Annotated in this window: 15 protein-coding genes; 9 read left to right on the top strand and 6 right to left on the bottom strand. The window is 71.6% G+C overall.

The features are described 5' to 3' along the window. Window positions 1–14: 14 nt before the first annotated feature. Window positions 15–803: a phosphatase gene (locus QC283_RS01915; protein WP_279559525.1), complete on the bottom strand. Its 789-nt coding sequence runs from the start codon at window positions 801–803 to the stop codon at window positions 15–17. A gap of 292 nt (window positions 804–1,095) precedes the next feature. Here QC283_RS01915 and speB point away from each other — a divergent pair, with 292 nt between their 5' ends. The 4 genes from speB to QC283_RS01895 all read left to right on the top strand — a co-directional run bounded on the left by speB (window position 1,096) and on the right by QC283_RS01895 (window position 5,520). Beyond that, a complete protein-coding gene (gene speB / locus QC283_RS01910) occupies window positions 1,096–2,085 on the top strand; it encodes an agmatinase (RefSeq protein WP_279559524.1) in 990 nt (329 codons plus the stop codon). Next, window positions 2,082–3,779: a thiamine pyrophosphate-binding protein gene (locus tag QC283_RS01905; RefSeq protein WP_279559523.1), complete on the top strand. Its 1,698-nt coding sequence runs from the start codon at window positions 2,082–2,084 to the stop codon at window positions 3,777–3,779. Before speB ends, QC283_RS01905 begins: the two co-directional genes overlap by 4 nt. Window positions 3,780–4,279: 500 nt before the next feature. Next, window positions 4,280–4,795, top strand: coding sequence for a hypothetical protein (locus QC283_RS01900; RefSeq protein WP_279559522.1), 516 nt, complete (start codon window positions 4,280–4,282; stop codon window positions 4,793–4,795). Window positions 4,796–4,884: 89 nt separating this feature from the next. Continuing rightward, on the top strand, window positions 4,885–5,520 hold the full coding sequence (locus tag QC283_RS01895) for a class F sortase (protein WP_279559521.1): 636 nt from the start codon (window positions 4,885–4,887) through the stop codon (window positions 5,518–5,520). 4 nt (window positions 5,521–5,524) lie between these two features. On the opposite strand, the gene QC283_RS01890 is transcribed toward QC283_RS01895, so the two are convergent. The 5 genes from QC283_RS01890 to QC283_RS01870 form a co-directional block, all read right to left on the bottom strand. Continuing rightward, entirely contained in the window at window positions 5,525–6,349 is an 825-nt protein-coding gene (locus QC283_RS01890) for an endonuclease I family protein (protein ID WP_279559520.1), read from the bottom strand. 168 nt (window positions 6,350–6,517) lie between these two features. Continuing rightward, window positions 6,518–8,713 carry an ArnT family glycosyltransferase gene (locus QC283_RS01885; protein WP_443032525.1) on the bottom strand — a complete coding sequence of 732 codons (2,196 nt, stop codon included), beginning with the start codon at window positions 8,711–8,713 and terminating at the stop codon, window positions 6,518–6,520. Between the two features lie 129 nt (window positions 8,714–8,842). Next, on the bottom strand, window positions 8,843–9,466 hold the full coding sequence (locus QC283_RS01880) for a TetR/AcrR family transcriptional regulator (RefSeq protein ID WP_279559518.1): 624 nt from the start codon (window positions 9,464–9,466) through the stop codon (window positions 8,843–8,845). 100 nt (window positions 9,467–9,566) lie between these two features. Further along, on the bottom strand, window positions 9,567–9,785 hold the full coding sequence (locus QC283_RS01875) for a DUF397 domain-containing protein (protein WP_279559517.1): 219 nt from the start codon (window positions 9,783–9,785) through the stop codon (window positions 9,567–9,569). Then, on the bottom strand, window positions 9,778–10,572 hold the full coding sequence (locus QC283_RS01870) for a helix-turn-helix domain-containing protein (RefSeq protein WP_279559516.1): 795 nt from the start codon (window positions 10,570–10,572) through the stop codon (window positions 9,778–9,780). The genes QC283_RS01875 and QC283_RS01870 overlap by 8 nt, the downstream gene beginning before the upstream one ends. A gap of 162 nt (window positions 10,573–10,734) precedes the next feature. Between QC283_RS01870 and QC283_RS01865 the strand changes: the two genes are divergently transcribed. From QC283_RS01865 to QC283_RS01845, 5 genes are all read left to right on the top strand, one after another. Beyond that, window positions 10,735–11,070, top strand: a complete 336-nt coding sequence (locus QC283_RS01865) for a hypothetical protein (protein ID WP_279559515.1) — start codon at window positions 10,735–10,737, stop codon at window positions 11,068–11,070. Beyond that, a complete protein-coding gene (locus QC283_RS01860) occupies window positions 11,067–11,348 on the top strand; it encodes a hypothetical protein (RefSeq protein WP_279559514.1) in 282 nt (93 codons plus the stop codon). Before QC283_RS01865 ends, QC283_RS01860 begins: the two co-directional genes overlap by 4 nt. A gap of 170 nt (window positions 11,349–11,518) precedes the next feature. Further along, window positions 11,519–12,547: an esterase-like activity of phytase family protein gene (locus QC283_RS01855; RefSeq protein WP_279559513.1), complete on the top strand. Its 1,029-nt coding sequence runs from the start codon at window positions 11,519–11,521 to the stop codon at window positions 12,545–12,547. A 43-nt stretch (window positions 12,548–12,590) separates the two neighbouring features. After that, on the top strand, window positions 12,591–12,860 hold the full coding sequence (locus QC283_RS01850) for a hypothetical protein (RefSeq protein WP_279559512.1): 270 nt from the start codon (window positions 12,591–12,593) through the stop codon (window positions 12,858–12,860). Window positions 12,861–13,106: 246 nt separating this feature from the next. After that, window positions 13,107–16,856 (top strand): ABC transporter ATP-binding protein, encoded by a 3,750-nt coding sequence (locus QC283_RS01845; RefSeq protein WP_279559511.1) that lies wholly within the window; start codon window positions 13,107–13,109, stop codon window positions 16,854–16,856. Window positions 16,857–16,893: the final 37 nt, after the last annotated feature.

Below are 16,893 nucleotides of genomic sequence, written 5' to 3'. Positions count from 1 at the left end.
GCGGGCGGGCCGGGCTACTTCAGCCCCGCCTCCGTCAGCAGATACGCCGTCATCGGGTCGTAGTAGCGCGGGCTGACCACGTGGTCGTCCAGCGGCACCGCGACCTGGAGGGTGCCCTCGGACTCGGCGACGAAGAGCGCCGGGTCGTTGCAGTCCGCGTAGCCGACGGAGTCGAGGCCGTGCTGAGCCGCGTAACCGGCCCAGCCGTGGTCGGCGACCACCAGGTCGGGCAGCGGGCGGCCCGCCCGTTCCAGACCGGTCAGGATGGCCTTCATCGGTTCACCGGAGTGGGTGTGCCACAGCGAGGCACCGTGCTCCAGCACGGCCACGTCCGCGAACTGCTGGACGTACCCCTCCTCCGTCGTCAGCCCCTCCGGGATCACGACGATCTCGCAGCCGGCGGTGCGCAGTGCGTCGGCCGTGGCGCGGTGCACGTCGAGCAGGCCGCCCGGGTGACCGGTCGCGAACAGCACCCGCTGCCCGCCGTCGGCCGCCTTGCGCAGCCGCCCGGCCATGCGTTCCAGCGCGGCCACGGTCAGCTCGGGGTCGATGGTGTCCTGGCCGTACCGGTATTCCGGGTCGTCGTTGACGCCGACCCGCTCCGCCATCACCGCGAGCACGTCCTGCTCGTCACTCCAGCGGTCGCCCAGCTCGAGGCCGAGCCAGAAGTTGCGGTCGCCGTTCGCCAGCTTCCGGTAGTGGGAGAGATTGTTCTCGCGGGGAGTGGCGACGTCGCCCGCGATACGCGTTCTGACGAGGTGTTCGGCGAGTTCGGCGCGGCTGGGTGTCCCGGGTATCGGCATGGCTCCATTGTGAGGCAGCCGCCAGTCGGCGTCTCGGGCATGTCGCACGCTGGGACGTGGGTCACCCGTCCGGTCGGCGGCATGGACGTTTCCTCCAGTCCCGACAGTCCCGAGGAGGCGTATGGACGGAACGTACATGTGCGGTCGCCTTCCCGCCCCCTAGTCTGCGACCCGGACCGGCGGGCGCGGTACGGACGCACCCCGAAACCGGTCGTCACCGGCCGTCTCGCTCACCAGTAGAGTCGGACGACAGTAGTACATACGCGACGAAGCGTAAGAAGGAAGGCAGTACATGAGCAGCAACGAGACGCCCCGCGGCCCCGTCGACTCCTCCCGTGTCCCCCGGTACGCCGGGCCCGCGACCTTCGCCCGGCTGCCCCGCCTGGACGAGGTGGGCACCGCCGACGTCGCCGTGGTGGGCGTGCCGTTCGACTCGGGCGTCTCGTACCGGCCGGGCGCCCGCTTCGGCGGCAACGCCATCCGCGAGGCGTCCCGCCTGCTGCGCCCGTACAACCCGGCCCAGGACGCCTTCCCCTTCGCCCTCGCCCAGGTCGCGGACGGCGGCGACATCGCCGTGAACCCCTTCGACATCAACGAGGCCGTCGAGACCGTCGAAGCCGCCGCCGACGACCTCCTCGGCACCGGCGCCCGCCTGATGACCCTGGGCGGCGACCACACCATCGCCCTGCCGCTGCTCCGCTCGGTCGCCAGGAAGCACGGCCCGGTCGCCCTGCTCCACTTCGACGCCCACCTGGACACCTGGGACACCTACTTCGGCGCCGAGTACACGCACGGCACCCCGTTCCGGCGCGCGGTCGAGGAGGGCATCCTCGACACGTCGGCCCTCTCCCACGTGGGCACCCGCGGCCCCCTGTACGGCAAGCAGGACCTCACCGACGACGAGAAGATGGGCTTCGGCATCGTCACCTCCGCCGACGTCTACCGCCGCGGCGCCGACGAGGTCGCCGACCAGCTCCGGCAGCGCATAGGCGACCGTCCCCTCTACATCTCCATCGACATCGACTGCCTGGACCCCGCCCACGCCCCCGGCACCGGCACCCCCGAGGCCGGCGGTATGACCTCCCGCGAGCTGCTGGAGATCCTGCGCGGCCTGGCATCCTGCAACCTGGTGTCGGCCGACGTCGTCGAGGTGGCCCCCGCGTACGACCACGCGGAGATCACGTCGGTGGCGGCGTCCCACACCGCCTACGAACTGACCACCATCATGAGCCGCCAGATCGCCCGGGCGCGCGCGACGGACCAGGAGACCGAGACCAAGTGACCCACGACCACGACCTGGTACTCCGTCCGACCGCCGCCCAGACGGAGGCCGCGCTGAACCCTCCCGGCGGCCGCCACGGCGGAGACCTGGTCGTGGAGACGCTGGCCTCGCTCGGCGCGACCACCGTCTTCGGCCTGCCCGGCCAGCACGCCCTCGGTGTGTTCGACGCGCTGCGCCGCTCCGACCTGCGCTACATCGGCCTGCGGGTGGAGAACAACGCCGGTTTCGCGGCGGACGCGTACGGCCGGATCACCGGCGAGGCGGCCCCGCTGCTGCTGTCGACCGGGCCGGGCGCGCTCACCTCGCTGGCCGCGCTCCAGGAGGCGCGGGCGGCCTCCGCTCCCGTGCTGGCGATCAGCAGCCAGGTCCCGACGGCGGGCCTGGGCGGCGGCCGCCGCGGCTATCTGCACGAACTCCCGGACCAGGCGGCGTCCTTCCGGGGCGTGGTGAAATCCGTCCACACGGTCCGCGCCCAGTCCCAGATCCCGTCCGCGATCGCCGAGGCGTGGACGTCGGCGCTGACCGTCCCGCACGGGCCGGTGTGGGTGGAGATCCCGCAGGACGTCCTGTCGGCCCCGACGTCGATCCCGGTGGTGACGGGCGGCGACACCTTCCCCGAGGAACTGCCCCCGCGCCCCGAACTGACGGCGGTCGCCGCCGACCTGCTGTCGCGCGCGGAACGCCCCGCGATCATCGCGGGCGGGGGAGTGGTCCGCGCGGACGCGTCGAAGAAGCTGCGGCAACTGGCGGAGCGGCTCCAGGCCCCCGTCGTCCAGACCTTCGGCGGCAAGGGCGCGTTCCCCTGGACCCACCCCCTCTCCCTCCAGTCCTGGCTGGAGGACCGCCACACGACGGACTTCCTCGAGGACGCCGACGTACTCCTGGTCGTCGGCTCCGGCCTCGGCGAACTCTCCTCGAACTACCACACGTTCACACCACGCGGCCGCCTCGTCCAGATCGAGGCCGACCTCGGCAAACTCGAGTCCAACCATCCGGCCCTCGGCATCCACGCCGACGCCCGCCTCGCCCTCCAGGCGCTGCTGGAGACGGTCGAGGAGCGCACCGACCAGGCGGCCCCGGAGCGCGTACGGGCGGTACTGGACAAGGTCCGCGAGCGCATCGCCTCCCAGGAGCTCACCCTCGAACAGGACGTCCTCGCCGCCGTCCGGGGGGCCCTCCCGTCCGGCGCCCCGTCCTTCTGGGACATGACCATCCTGACCTACTGGGCGTGGTCGGCCTTCGACGCCAAGGCCCCCAACACCATGCACTCGGCCCAGGGCGCCGGCGGCCTCGGCTACGGCTTCCCGGCGGCCCTGGGAGCCGCGGCCGCCGATCCCACCCATCCCGTCCTCGCGGTGTCCGGTGACGGCGGCGCCCTGTACTCCGTCGCCGAACTGGCCACCGCCCGCCAGTACGACCTGAACGTCACCTGGCTCATCGTCGACGACGGCGGCTACGGCATCCTGCGCGAGTACATGACGGACGCCTTCGGGCAGCCGACGGCGACGGAACTGACCCGCCCCGACTACGTGGCACTGGCGGAGTCCTTCGGTGTGCCGGGCGTGCGCACGTCCCCGGAGACCCTGGAGGCGGACCTGGCGAAGGCGCTGGGGACACCGGGCCCCTCGGTCGTCGTCCTCCCCGCAGTACTGCGCATGTTCGCACCGACGCATCTGGGCTCGCGTCCGGGCTGACAGCAGCTCGCGACAGGCCACACCCGGGCTTCGAGTGGCCTGTGACAGTTCTGTGACGCGGAACACACGGTTCCTCTGGTTGGCGGTTTATAGCCTCAATGGGTCGCGCCAATCCGAAAGGTGAGCCTTCCTTGCAAAAGCCCGCTGTGCCCCATTTTGTTGCTTCGTCCCCGTCCTCCAGCCGTCGTCGCGTGCTCCGCGGAGCCGTCGGCACCCTCGCGGTGACCGGCGTCGTCCTCGCCTCCGCGGCGACCGCCGTCGCCCATACCTCTCCCACTCCCACGCCGACCGGTTCCGCGACGGCCTCGCCCTCCGTCACCGCCTCGCCGTCCACGTCCGCCTCGCCCTCGGCTTCCGATTCCCCCACGGCGGCCCCGTCCTCACCCCCGGCGTCCACCTCCGTCCCGACTTCCGCGCCGACCTCCGCCTCTCCCAGTCCGACGGCCTCGGCGCCCGACGAGGGTTCCGGCGGACAGGGTCCTGTGACGCCGGTCCGGTGCGTGGCGACGAAGAGCCAGAGCATCGGTGCCGGCACCACCGCGATCCTGTCGATCAGTCCCTCCGGGCCGTCCGTCCGCTTCCAGGGGGCGGGCGAGGAGGGGTTCATCCCAGGCCTGTCGCTGAACCGTACGCATCCGAAGCTGCCCGCGAGCGCGGGCTTCCTGGCGGAGATCCTCCAGCCCAACAGCGTCAGTCCGCGGCTGCGGACGAACATGGAGGGCGGCGGCCACCCGGCGTCGGTCACCTCGTTCCCGCGCCTGCCGGAGGGGTGCAGCTTCGCCTACCAGGCCGACGGCTCCGGCCAGACCGGCGGGACGGACCGGACGGTCCGGACGGTCCCGGCGGGAACCACGCAGACCTCCGTGATCCCGAAGGGCGGCGTCGCGGCGGGCTACGAGGCGTCCGACGGCGGCGACTCGCCGCTGGTGACGGTCGGCGGAGCGGCCGCGGCCCTCGGCGCCGCCGGTGTCGCCTTCGTCGCACTGCGCCGACGCCGGCCGGCCCCCACCCGCTGAGCCGCACGCACCCGCGCCCCGGCCCGGGTTCACCGCACGCGCGCACGCGTGTGTGCGGTGGACCGGGCCGGGGACTTCAGGAGAACGACATGCGCCTGCCCGCCGGACGCCGACTGGCCACGGCCCTGCTCGTCCTGCCCTTCGCCGCCGCGCTCGCCGGCTGCGGGGCGGACGGACACGCGGCCACCCCACCCCCGAAGATCACCACGTCCGCCGCCGCACCCGCCGCACCCGCGGCGTCCCCCGCACCGAGCGGGTCCGCCCCGGCCGCGATGCCCGCCTCGGTACCGGTCGGGGTCACCATCGCCGCCGCCGGAGTCGACACCACCCCACTGCTCAGGCTCGGCCTGAACGCCGACGGCACCATCGAGGTCCCCCCCGTCGCCCAGGCCGACCGCATCGGCTGGTACGAGAACGGCGTGACTCCCGGTGAGACGGGACCGGCCGTCCTCGTCGGCCACTTCGACACGGTGAAGGGCCCGGCGGTCATGAAGAACGTCGACGAGATCAAGCCGGGCGACACGATCGACGTCACCCGCGAGGACGGCACCCGCGCGGTCTTCGCCGTCACCGCGCTGGAACAGGTCGACAAGGACGCGTTCCCCACCGAGAAGGTCTACGGCAGGACCGACCGCCCCGAGCTGCGCCTGATCACCTGCGGCGGCGAGATCACCGACGGTCACCGCCCGGACAACATCATCGTCTACGCCGACCTCGTGGGCTGACCGCCTACCAGATCGCCTCGACCCACTCCGGGTGGTCGACGAACGGGTTGCGGTTGTGCTGGTAGGAGTCGTAGATGACCTGGTTGCGGCGCTCCTCGAAGGCGTCCGGCGGGTCCTCGTCGTTCCACGCCTTCAGTATGGAGAGCTTGCCGATGTACGGGCTGCTGCCGTTGTCGACGCTGCCGTTGACCTCCAGGTCGGCCCAGCCGTCGCCGCCCTCGTAGCGGACCGCCATGTAGAAGATCATGCGGGCCACGTCGCCCTTGACGGCGTCGCGGGGCTCGAAGGAGTCGGAGTCGGTGAGGCTGCCACCGCTGTCGGTGAAACCGTCGCCGCCGTTGTCGAAGTCCTTGTTGCCCCGGACGCTGTTGACCCGGACGTCCTCGGGACGCAGGTGGTGGATGTCGGTGCCGGGACCGGTCGCGGTGCCGAAGTCACCGTGGGACTTGGCCCACACGTGCTCCCGGTTCCAGTCGCCGCTGTCGCCGCCGTTCAGCGACTTGCTGCGGGAGAGGCCCGAGTAGAGCAGGACCACGTTGCCGCTGTCGGCCGGGTCCTGGTCGGTGGTCTTCAACGCGTCCCAGACCGCCGAGTACGAGAGCTTCGTCTGGTCGCTGATGATCGTGTGGAGTGAGGACTTGAGGTCGTCGCCCGTCTTGCCGACCGCGTCCTCGTAGTACGTCGAGTCGTAGTCCGAGGCCGAGTCCGAGGCCGTGGCTGTCGTCGCCGTGGCCTCAGTCGCGGTCAGGGAGGGCGCGGTGAGGCCGGCGAGGACGGCCGCCGTGGCAAGGGCCACCGCTTTCCGGCGCCGTATGCGTATCGCGAGCATGTGGGGTGTCCGATCTACGCGGGTTGAGTGGAGCGGTTCGACGAGCGTGACATGGACATGTGGGAGGCGGGGTGTACGGAGGGTGACGATTCCGTGACGGCGTCCCCCGGCCCGGATGGCCGGGGGACGCTGTGCCGGATGTGCCCGGTGTGGTGGGTGTGCTGAGGCTCAGGTGACGTCCGACGGGTCCAACCGGTATACGGCCGACGTGTTTTCCGCCTGCGAGGTGGAATCGTCTTCGGAGGAGCCGGACGAGGCGGCGGCGTCGTACTCGCTCTCCTCGACGGCCGTGCCGTGCTCCTGGATCCACTGGGTCACCTGGGAGCCGGCCCCGGAGCCCCCGCCCATGCCGCCGCCGACCTGGACATAGTGCAACTCGCCGTTCTTCACCAGCTCTTTGAGTCGGGGGAGTGTCATGGCGTTGTCGCTGCCGGACCAGCCCCACATGGAGATGACCGGTTCGCCGCTGCTGAGGATGAGTTGCGCGGCGCTCTGTGAACTCGACACCGCCAGCAGCCATGTGGCGCCGTCCTGGTGCTTCTTCAGGTAGGCGATCAGTTCGCTGCTCGCGCCGCCCATGCCGCCGCCGAAGCCACTGGCACCGTCCGGCCGGTCGCCCGTGCCGTTGCCCGTGCGGGTGTCGGTGCTCGGGGGTGTGCCGTTCGGGGGCGTGTCGCTGGTTTCACCGGCGTCCCGGGGAGCCTGGCCGTTTTCGCCACCGTCTGGGAAGGTGCCGCTGGGCGGGGCCTCCTGGGCGCCCTGCGGCTGACCGCCTGGCCCCTCGCCGTTCCTGTCGCCCGGGAACCCGTCCCGGCCGGCGCCTCCGCCTCCGCCACCAGGAAACCCGCCCCCGCCGCCCGGGCCGCCCGTCCCGCCGCCCGTCGGCGGACCGGCGGTCGGGTTGGTGCCGCCCATGCCGCCGCCCGAACCGGACGGTACCGACCAGGCGTACGCCGCCGGACCCGCGACCCCGGCGACGACGGCCGCGGCCACCGACACCGCCAGCAGCCGTACCCGGTGCCCCGGACGGAAGACGAGCAGCCCCGTGATCGCCAGCGCCGTCACCACCGCGATCGACGGCCACAGCCAGGTGTTCCAGCCCGGGGCGCGACGCAGCAGCACGACTGCCCAGACACCCGTGACTCCGAGGGCGAGGGGCAGCACCCACACCCACCGCCGGTCCGCCCGGAAGGCGCGCAGCAGCATGACACCGCCGCCCCCGCACAGCGCCGCGATGCCGGGCGCGAGCGCGGTCGTGTAGTACGGGTGCATGGTGCCCTCGGCCATGGCGAAGGTCAGGTAGTGCACGGCCGTCCAGCCGCCCCAGAGCACCAGTGCGGCGCGCGTCGGGTCGGTACGGGGCGCCCTGCCGCACAGCACCAGGCCGCCGGCGAGCGCGATGCCCGTGAAGGGGAGCAGCCAGGAGATCTGGCCGCCGAGCACGTCGTTGAACATCCTGCCGATGCCCGCCGCGCCCGAGAAGCCGCCGCCTCCGCCTCCTCCTCCGCCCATGTTGCCGTCGCCGCCGAAGACCCGGCCGAGCCCGTTGTAGCCCGTGATCAGGTCCCAGGCCGTGCCGTCCGTGGAACCGCCGATGTACGGCCGCTCGGAGGCGGGAACCAGGGACACCGCCGCCGCCCACCAGAAGCTGGAGACGGCCAGGGCGACCGCGGCGAGCACCAGGTTCCTGATCCGCTTCGCCCAGCCGAGGTCCGTCGCGTACGCGTACACGGCGAAGACCGCCGGGAGTGCGATGTAGCCCTGGAGCATCTTCGTGTTGAACGCGAGCCCGAAGCAGGCCGCCGCGCCCAGCAGGGGCAGCAGCCGCCCGTTGCGGACGGCGCGCAGACCGAGTGCCGCCCCGCCCACCATCAGGAACACCAGCAGTGTGTCGGGGTTGTTGTCCCGGTTGATGGCGACGGTGATCGGGGTCAGCGCCAGCACCAGCGCGGCGATCGCCGCCGCGCCGTGGCCCCACACCCGCTTCACGGAGGAGTGCAGGATCCAGATCGTCGCCAGTGCGGCCAGGATCAGCGGCAGCATCATCTGCCAGGTCCCGTAGCCGAAGACGCGGCAGGACAGGCCCATGACCATCAGGGCGAAGGGCGGCTTGTCGACGGTCAGGAAGTTCCCCGCGTCGAGCGAGCCGAAGAACCACGCCTTCCAGCTCTCGGTGCCGCTGAGCACGGCGGCACTGTAGAAGCTGTTCAGGTCGGCCCCGGACAGGTTCCAGGAGTACAGGCCGGCCGCCAGGGCGAGGATCGCCGACAGGGCGGGCAGCGACCATCGTGGCGCGCCGCGTGCGGGGGGCGACGGTACGGGCGGCTCGGTGGCCGTGTGCGGTGAAGCGGTGGCAGATGTCACCACGCCACCGTGTCCACGGCCGATGGGCACGGACTGTGGTCCGCCTGGGGATGCGCTGTGAATCCGGGCCGGGAAGCCGAGCTGTGAATCCGAACTGTGAATTCTGGGCCCGGGGTCATTGGGGCCGGGCTATTCGGGTCCGGGTCGCTCGGGAGTGGACCAGGGGGCGAGCAGGTCGCGCAGCAGGTCGGCGAAGGCCCCGTCCAGGATGGCCTCCCAGTCCGGGTCGCCGACGGCCTCGGGGCAGAGGGCGGCCGGCCGGGCGATCCACATGACTTTCCAGGGCCTGGAATGGAGCGCGAGGTCGCTCCATACTCCGCCGTGCGGGGCGAGGGGGTACAGCAGATCGCTGACATACTCCGTCACCAGCTGCGCCAGGGGACCGTCGGTCGCTGTGTGCGCCTGGGCGAGCGCCCTGGAGGAGGTACGGGCGACGGCCGCTGTCGTCGGATGGCGTCGGACGCCGCGTACGACCTGGGTCAGGTGCTCGACGATCCCCCGGACGGTGCCGTCACTGGGGTGCGTGCGGTCCGCGGCGTCGAAGGCGTGCGCGAGTTCGGTCGTCAGTGCGCGCAGATGAAGCGCGGAGGCGGTCTTCCAGTTCGAGTAGAGGTAGTTGCGCGAGACGCCGCAAGCGTGGGCGATGGAGGGGATGGACACGTTCAGTCCGTCGGTGCGCATGAGTGCGCGCGTCGTACGGATCACATGTCCGGTGCTGAGAGGGTCGCGGTCGTGCCAGGGGGCCGGGCTCATGCACCTATGGTCCGGAAAAGCGTGAACTTTTGAGGGCGTTCGTCCTTGGGCCACTCAGATGAGCGACTTGAGGACAGTTGGGCCGGAAAGTTCACGCTTTTTAGGGGGAGGGGGGTCCCTTGAGCGCCGTGATGAACGACGACCAGCCGACCGCCGAGAACACCAACACCCCCCCGTCCGGCACCTTGGAGTCACGAACGGGTATTCCTGCGGGGTGATCGTCGACTATTTCCAGGCAGCTGCCGGCTTCGTTGCCGCTGTGAGTGGACTTGCGCCAGCCCACGAGATCGGCCGCGTTCGGAATGAGGGGCTCAGGCATTGGTTTCGTAGTCCTTCGCTGACGACTTGAGCAGGGCAAGCGATTCGCGTAGCGACAGCGCGTCACCCAACGCGTGATAGTAGGCGCCTTGCAACCGCTCGACGACGGCTGGACTGTCGTGGATCTTGGCGACTTGGATCCCTTCCGAGTACGCCACCGGGGGCTGGTCCTCGAACCACATCAGGCTCAGCATGCTCTGCATGACCGGATACGCACCCTGGCGTCGGGGCATCACGTGGAGCCGGATACGCCCGCTCTCCACGAGCCGGGCGAGATGGGCGAGCTGGCCCGCCATGACCTCCCGGCCGCCCACCACGCGATACAGCAGCGCCTCGTCCAGCAGCCCCCAGAAGACAGGAGTGATCGGGTCATCGAGGATCTTCGCCCGCTCGAGGCGTGTGACAAGGCGTCTGTCACATTCCTCGTCGGTCAACGGAGGGTAAGTGGTGCCGAGAACGGCGCGTGCGTACGTCCGCGTTTGCAGAAGTCCGGGAACGAACGTCACGGCTGACTCCCGGATCGCCACCGCCTGTGATTCCAGCAACCGTGCTGCCTCGAAGTAGTCCGCGACCGCCGCCTCCTCCTCCGGAAGGAAGCTGCACAACACATCCCCCGTGTTCAGGGCCGTGTCCAGCCGCCGCGCGTCCTCCTTCGACGGCACCCGCCTCCCCGCCTCGATATGGGCGATGTGCGACCGCGTCATGATGGCCATGTCGGCCAGCTGCTGCTGCGTCAAGTCGGCCGCCTCGCGCTGCTGCTTGAGCCAGTCGCCGTAGATGTTGCCCATCCGTTCGACTCCCGTGTGACGAAGGCGCTGTCACATCCGTACCCCTGGCGAGCCTAGCTCCGGACGTTCCACTCTGTACGCGTATCGCTACACAGAGCGAGATCCCCGCGACCGTCGCACCGGTCCGGGGGCATGGCCACCGACCACAACGGAGCCGACGACATGCGTCACCGTATCGCCCGCCTCGCCGCGCCGCCCTTGCTTCCGCTGCTCGGCCTCCTCCTGCCGGGCCCGGGCCGGCGACGCCGACGACGCCCGCCGGGCACCGAGCACACCGCACCCCCGTACCTCGCCGACGCCACCGTCCGCCGCGTCGGCACGCCCGCCCTGCGCGGCGAGGACAACGCCCTCGTACGCCCCTACCTCCTCGCCCACGAGCGACGCGAGGAGACCCGGCGTACCCGGCGACAACGGGCCCGGCGGCGCGCGCTGTGGTGCGCGGTGCACGGCGTCGACCTTGGACCGCGTGGCATCCACGGCGTGGAGGCGGCCCGATGAGCGACGGCGCGCGCCCGCCCCGGCTGCTGCCCTGGACGGGCTCCGAGGGCAAGCCCTGCTACCTGCTGACCGACGGCGGCGGACCACTGTCACGGATCGCCGACGTCATCGAGACCACCCAACTCGCCATGGCCGAGGACCTGCTGGAACACGCCGCCGACCTGCTCACCGACGCGCGGGCGACGCCCGAGCAGCTCCGTTTCCTCGTGACCCGGATGGGCGAGGCGCTGACGGACGTGCACCGCATCGCACAGAGCCGGGGCATGCGGTCACGCTGAACGCGGGCCGTCACGCGACCGGCCGGTTCCGGAGTGCCGGGGTCTCGTCGAAGGACGACGTCCTGCGGAGGCACCCGGGCACCATCGCGCCCGACACCTCGAAACGACCCGCACGCACACTTCGGAAAGCGGTCAACTTCCGTCCACCCCTCCGCCCTAGGGTGACGCGCATGCGCCCGAGAACCCTCCGCACCGCCCTCGCCACCCTCACCGCGGGCCTCGCGGCGGCCGGCTGCCTGACCGCCGCCGGACCCGCCGCCGCGCAGGACAGGCCGCCGAGGAACGACTGCTCGCCCTCCGTCTCCCTCACCGGCTTCTCCGACGCCCTCGACAAAACCACCCACGACGGCACCTACGTCGGCAACCTCTCCGCCCTCGCCCGCGACCGACGCGGTGCCGTCGCCGCCCTCTCCGACCGGTCCGCCCTGTTCCGGCTGGACGCGCGCACCCTGAAGCCGCGAGGCGTGATCCCGCTCGCCGACGAGAACGGCGCGCCCCTCGACTCCGAGGGGCTGGTCGTCGACCTCCCCCACTCTCGGCTCCGCTCGAGCGGGGGGACCCCCACCGGCACCTACCTCGTCTCCTCCGAGACCGAGCCGTCCGTCCGCCGCTACTCCCGCACCGGCGAGATCCTCGGCCGCCTCCCCGTGCCGGACGCCCTCCGCACGGCCCCCGCGGGCCGCGCCCAGGTCAACGGCAGCTTCGAAGGGCTCACCCTCCTCCCCGGCGGCCGGACCCTGATCGCCTCCATGGAATACCCGCTCGCCGGCGACCCGGCCGATCTGGTCCGTTTCCAGAGCTGGCAGCGGACGCGGCACGGCGACTTCCGGCTCGGCGCCCAGTACAGCTACCGGACCGACGCCGGTCTCGGCGTCTCCGAGGTCACCGCGGCCCCCGACGGGCGCCTGCTCGTCCTGGAGCGCGGATTCACCTCCGGCGTCGGCAACACGGTCCGCCTCTACCTGGCCGACCGGCGCGGCGCCACCTTCGGCAAGAGACTCCTCGCCGACCTCGCCGACTGCCCCTCCCTCGGCGCCACGGCCAAGCAGCCCCAGCCCAACCCCCTCCTCGACAACATCGAGGGCATGACGGTCACGGGCCACGCCAAGGGCCGTCTGAACGTCCTCCTGGTCAGCGACGACAACCAGAACGCCGTACAGACGACCCGCCTCTACGAGCTGCGCGTACGCGTCAGGTGAGCAGCTTCTTGTAGGCGGCGTCGTACTCCGCCTTCTGGATGCCGTGGCCGCGCAGGAAGTCGCTCTGCTGTGCCTCACCCTGCGCGGCGGGCGGCGCGTCGGCGGCCGGGTGGAGCCCGCCAACGCCCGGAACACCTCCGCCGCCGCGTCCGCGTACGCCACGCCCCGGCGCTTGGCCATGCCCAGGTGCCGGTACGTCTTCACCAGCCGGTGGCCGAAGACGTACTGCGGCCGCTTCGCGGCCTCGAACCGTGCCGCGTCCAGCTTCCCGTCCTCCCCGGCGAGCACTCGCAGCATGTGCAGGCCCGCATAGAACTGCCCCCACCGGTACGCGTCGCTGTCCGCCATGACTCTCCCCTCCAGCCCGGCCCCACCGGGCTCCGCGTGGCACTGACTACCCAGGCCGGGCGCGCCGTGAACTTTGTTGCAACGGGATGAAATCCCCGCTCCCCCGTGTTGGTGCCTTGCGGTAGATCAGGTGGATCAGTCGGGTGGATCGGACAGACCACACGGAACCCATCGACCAGACCGATCAGGACGACCGACCGGAGGGCACGGCGTGGACGCGCAACGGGGATGGGCACGACGACTGACGGGCTACGCCTGGCGCTATCCCAAGGACGTCGTCCTCGCCCTCGGCGCCTCGCTGGGCGGCATGGCCGTCATGGCCCTCGTCCCACTGATCACCAAGGTGATCATCGACGACGTGATCGGCGACAAGACCAAGGACATGGCCGTCTGGGCCGGTCTCCTCATAGGGGCCGCGGTCGTCGTCTACGTCCTCACCTACATCCGCCGCTACTACGGCGGACGGCTCGCCCTCGACGTCCAGCACGACCTGCGCACCGACATGTACGGGACGATCACCCGGCTCGACGGGCAGCGCCAGGACGAGCTGTCCACGGGGCAGGTCGTCGGGCGGGCGACCAGCGACCTCCAGCTGATCCAGAGCCTGCTGTTCATGCTCCCGATGACCATCGGGAACGTACTGCTCTTCCTGATCTCCCTGGTGATCATGGCGTGGCTGTCCCTGCCGCTCACGCTCGTCGCCCTCGCCGTCGCCCCCGCACTGTGGTTCATCGCCCGCCGCAGCCGCACCCGCCTGCACCCCGCCACCTGGTACGCGCAGGCCCAGGCCGCCGCCGTCGCGGGCGTGGTCGACGGCTCGGTGAGCGGCGTACGCGTGGTGAAGGGCTTCGGGCAGGAGGAGCAGGAGACCGGGAAGCTCCGGGAGGTCGGGCGCAGGCTCTTCGCCGGGCGGCTGCGGACGATCAAGCTGAACGCCGTCTACACCCCCGCGCTCCAGGCCGTCCCCGCCCTCGGCCAGGTCGCCATGCTCGCCCTCGGCGGCTGGCTGGCCGTACGCGGGAACATCACGCTCGGCACCTTCGTCGCCTTCTCCACCTACCTCGCCCAGCTCGTCGGCCCGGTTCGTATGCTCGCCATGGTCCTCACCGTCGGCCAGCAGGCCCGCGCCGGCACCGAGCGCGTCCTGGAACTGATCGACACCGAGCCCGGGATCGAGGACGGCACCACGGACCTGCCCGCCGACGCGCCCGCGACCGTCGAGTTCGACGACGTCGCCTTCGGCTACGGAGGAACGGACTCGGACCCCGGGAAGAGCAGGCCGGTCCTGGACGGCCTCTCCTTCGAGATCCGCGCGGGCGAGACCCTCGCCGTGGTCGGCTCCTCCGGTTCCGGCAAGTCCACGGTCTCGCTGCTCCTGCCGCGCTTCTACGACGTGACGCGCGGCGCCGTCCTCATCGGCGGCCACGACGTGCGCGAGCTGACCCTGGACTCGCTGCGGGCCGCCATCGGGCTCGTGCCCGAGGACTCCTTCCTCTTCTCGGACACCGTGCGCGGCAACATCGCCTACGGCCGCCCGGACGCCACCGACGAGGAGATCGAGACCGCCGCCCGGGCCGCGCAGGCACACCGGTTCATCACCGAGCTGCCCGACGGCTACGACACCGCCGTCGGCGAGCACGGCCTGACCCTCTCCGGCGGCCAGCGCCAGCGCGTCGCCCTGGCCCGCGCGATCCTCACCGACCCCCGGCTGCTGGTCCTCGACGACGCCACGTCCGCCGTCGACGCCCGCGTCGAGCACGAGATCCACGACGCGCTGAAGCAGGTCATGCGGGGCCGCACCACGCTGCTCATCGCCCACCGCCGCTCCACCCTGAACCTCGCCGACCGCATCGCCGTCCTCGACCGGGGCCGCCTCGCCGACCTCGGCACCCACGAGGAACTCCAGGAGCGCTCCGCCCTCTACCGGCGCCTGCTCACCGACCCCGACGAGCTGGGCGGGGTGTCACCGGGCCACGCCCGGCCCGCCGCACCCGCCGAGGACACCTCCGTCCGCGACGAGCTGGACGCCGAGTTCGACGCCGAGCGCGGCCTCACCCCACGGCTGTGGACCGGCGACCGCGTGCCGAAGGACACCGCCCTCGCCGGGACCCCCGCCACGCCGGAGCTGCTCGCCCAGGTCGACGCGCTGCCCCCGGCCGACGGGACCCCGGGCATCGACGAGACGCGGGCCGTCGAACCGGAGGAGTCGTACGGCCTGCGCCGCCTGCTGCGCGGCTTCCGCACCCCGCTGCTGATCAGCCTCGCCCTCGTCACCGTCGACGCCGGCATGGGCCTGCTGCTGCCGGTGCTGATCCGGCACGGCATCGACGAGGGCGTCACACAGACCGCCCTCGGCGCGGTCTGGGCGGCCTCGCTGCTCGGCCTGCTCGCCGTGCTCGCCCAGTGGACGGCGCAGACCGGCGAGATCCGCATGACCGGCCGGACGGGGGAGCGGATCCTGTACTCGCTCCGGCTGAAGATCTTCGCCCAGCTCCAGCGGCTCGGCCTCGACTACTACGAGCGCGAGCTGACCGGCCGGATCATGACCCGGATGACGACGGACGTGGACGCGCTGTCGACGTTCCTGCAGACGGGACTCGTCACCGCGTTCGTCTCGGTCGTCACCTTCTTCGGCATCATGGTCGCCCTGCTGGTGATCGACGTGGAGCTCGCGCTGATCGTCTTCGCGACCCTGCCGCCGCTGATCATCGCCACCTACTTCTTCCGCAGGGCCAGCGTGAAGGCGTACGAACTGGCCCGGGAACGGGTCTCCTCGGTCAACGCCGACCTCCAGGAGTCGGTGGCCGGGCTGCGGATCGTGCAGGCCTTCCGGCGCGAGCACGACGGCGGGCGGCGGTTCGCCGAGCGCAGCGACAGCTACCGGCAGGCCCGCATCCGGGGCCAGTGGCTGATCTCGGTCTACTTCCCGTTCGTACAGCTGCTGGCCTCCTCCGCCACCGCCGCCGTACTGATCGTCGGCGGCACGCGGATCGACAACGCGACGCTGACGACCGGCGCGCTGGTGGCGTACCTGCTGTACATCGACCTGTTCTTCGCGCCCGTCCAGCAGCTCTCCCAGGTCTTCGACGGCTACCAGCAGGCGTCCGTCTCCCTCGGCCGCATCCAGGAACTGCTGCGGGAGCCGACCTCGACCGAGGCCTCCGACAAGCCGCTCGACGTCACGGCCCTGCGCGGCGAGATCGCCTTCGAGGACGTGCACTTCGCGTACGGGGGCGCCGACGACGCGGACGCGGCGCTCACCGGCATCGACCTGCGCATTCCCGCCGGGCAGACCGTCGCCTTCGTCGGTGAGACCGGCGCGGGCAAGTCGACCCTGGTCAAGCTGGTCGCCCGGTTCTACGACCCGACGGGCGGACGGGTGACGGCCGACGGGCAGGACCTGCGCACCCTCGACCTCACCTCCTACCGGCACCGCCTGGGAGTCGTCCCGCAGGAGGCGTACCTGTTCCCCGGTACCGTCCGGGACGCCATCGCCTACGGCCGCCCCGACGCCACCGACGCCCAGGTGGAGGCGGCGGCGCGAGCGGTCGGCGCGCACGAGATGATCGCCACGCTGGAGGGCGGCTACCTCCACGAGGTGGCCGAACGGGGCCGCAACCTCTCCGCCGGCCAGCGGCAGCTGATCGCGCTGGCCCGAGCCGAGCTGGTCGACCCCGACGTACTGCTCCTCGACGAGGCGACGGCGGCCCTCGACCTGGCCACCGAGGCCCAGGTCAACCAGGCCACCGACCGCATCGCGGGCCGCCGTACGACGCTCGTCGTCGCACACCGGCTGACCACGGCCGCCCGCGCCGACCGCGTCGTCGTCATGGACGGCGGACGGGTCGCCGAGGACGGCACGCACGACGAGCTGCTGGCCCTCGGCGGACGGTACGCGCGACTGTGGCGGACCTTCGTCGGCGCGACCGAACCGGAGGAGCCGGTCGGCGCGCTGCACTGACACTCGCGCAACCATTCGACACACGCCGCGCGTCCGT

Origin of the sequence: Streptomyces sp. DH41, assembly GCF_029813785.1 — a bacterium.
In the GTDB taxonomy this organism is placed as follows: domain Bacteria; phylum Actinomycetota; class Actinomycetes; order Streptomycetales; family Streptomycetaceae; genus Streptomyces.
Note: the sequence above shows the minus strand (reverse complement) of the source record. Positions and strands in the feature narration are given on the sequence as shown.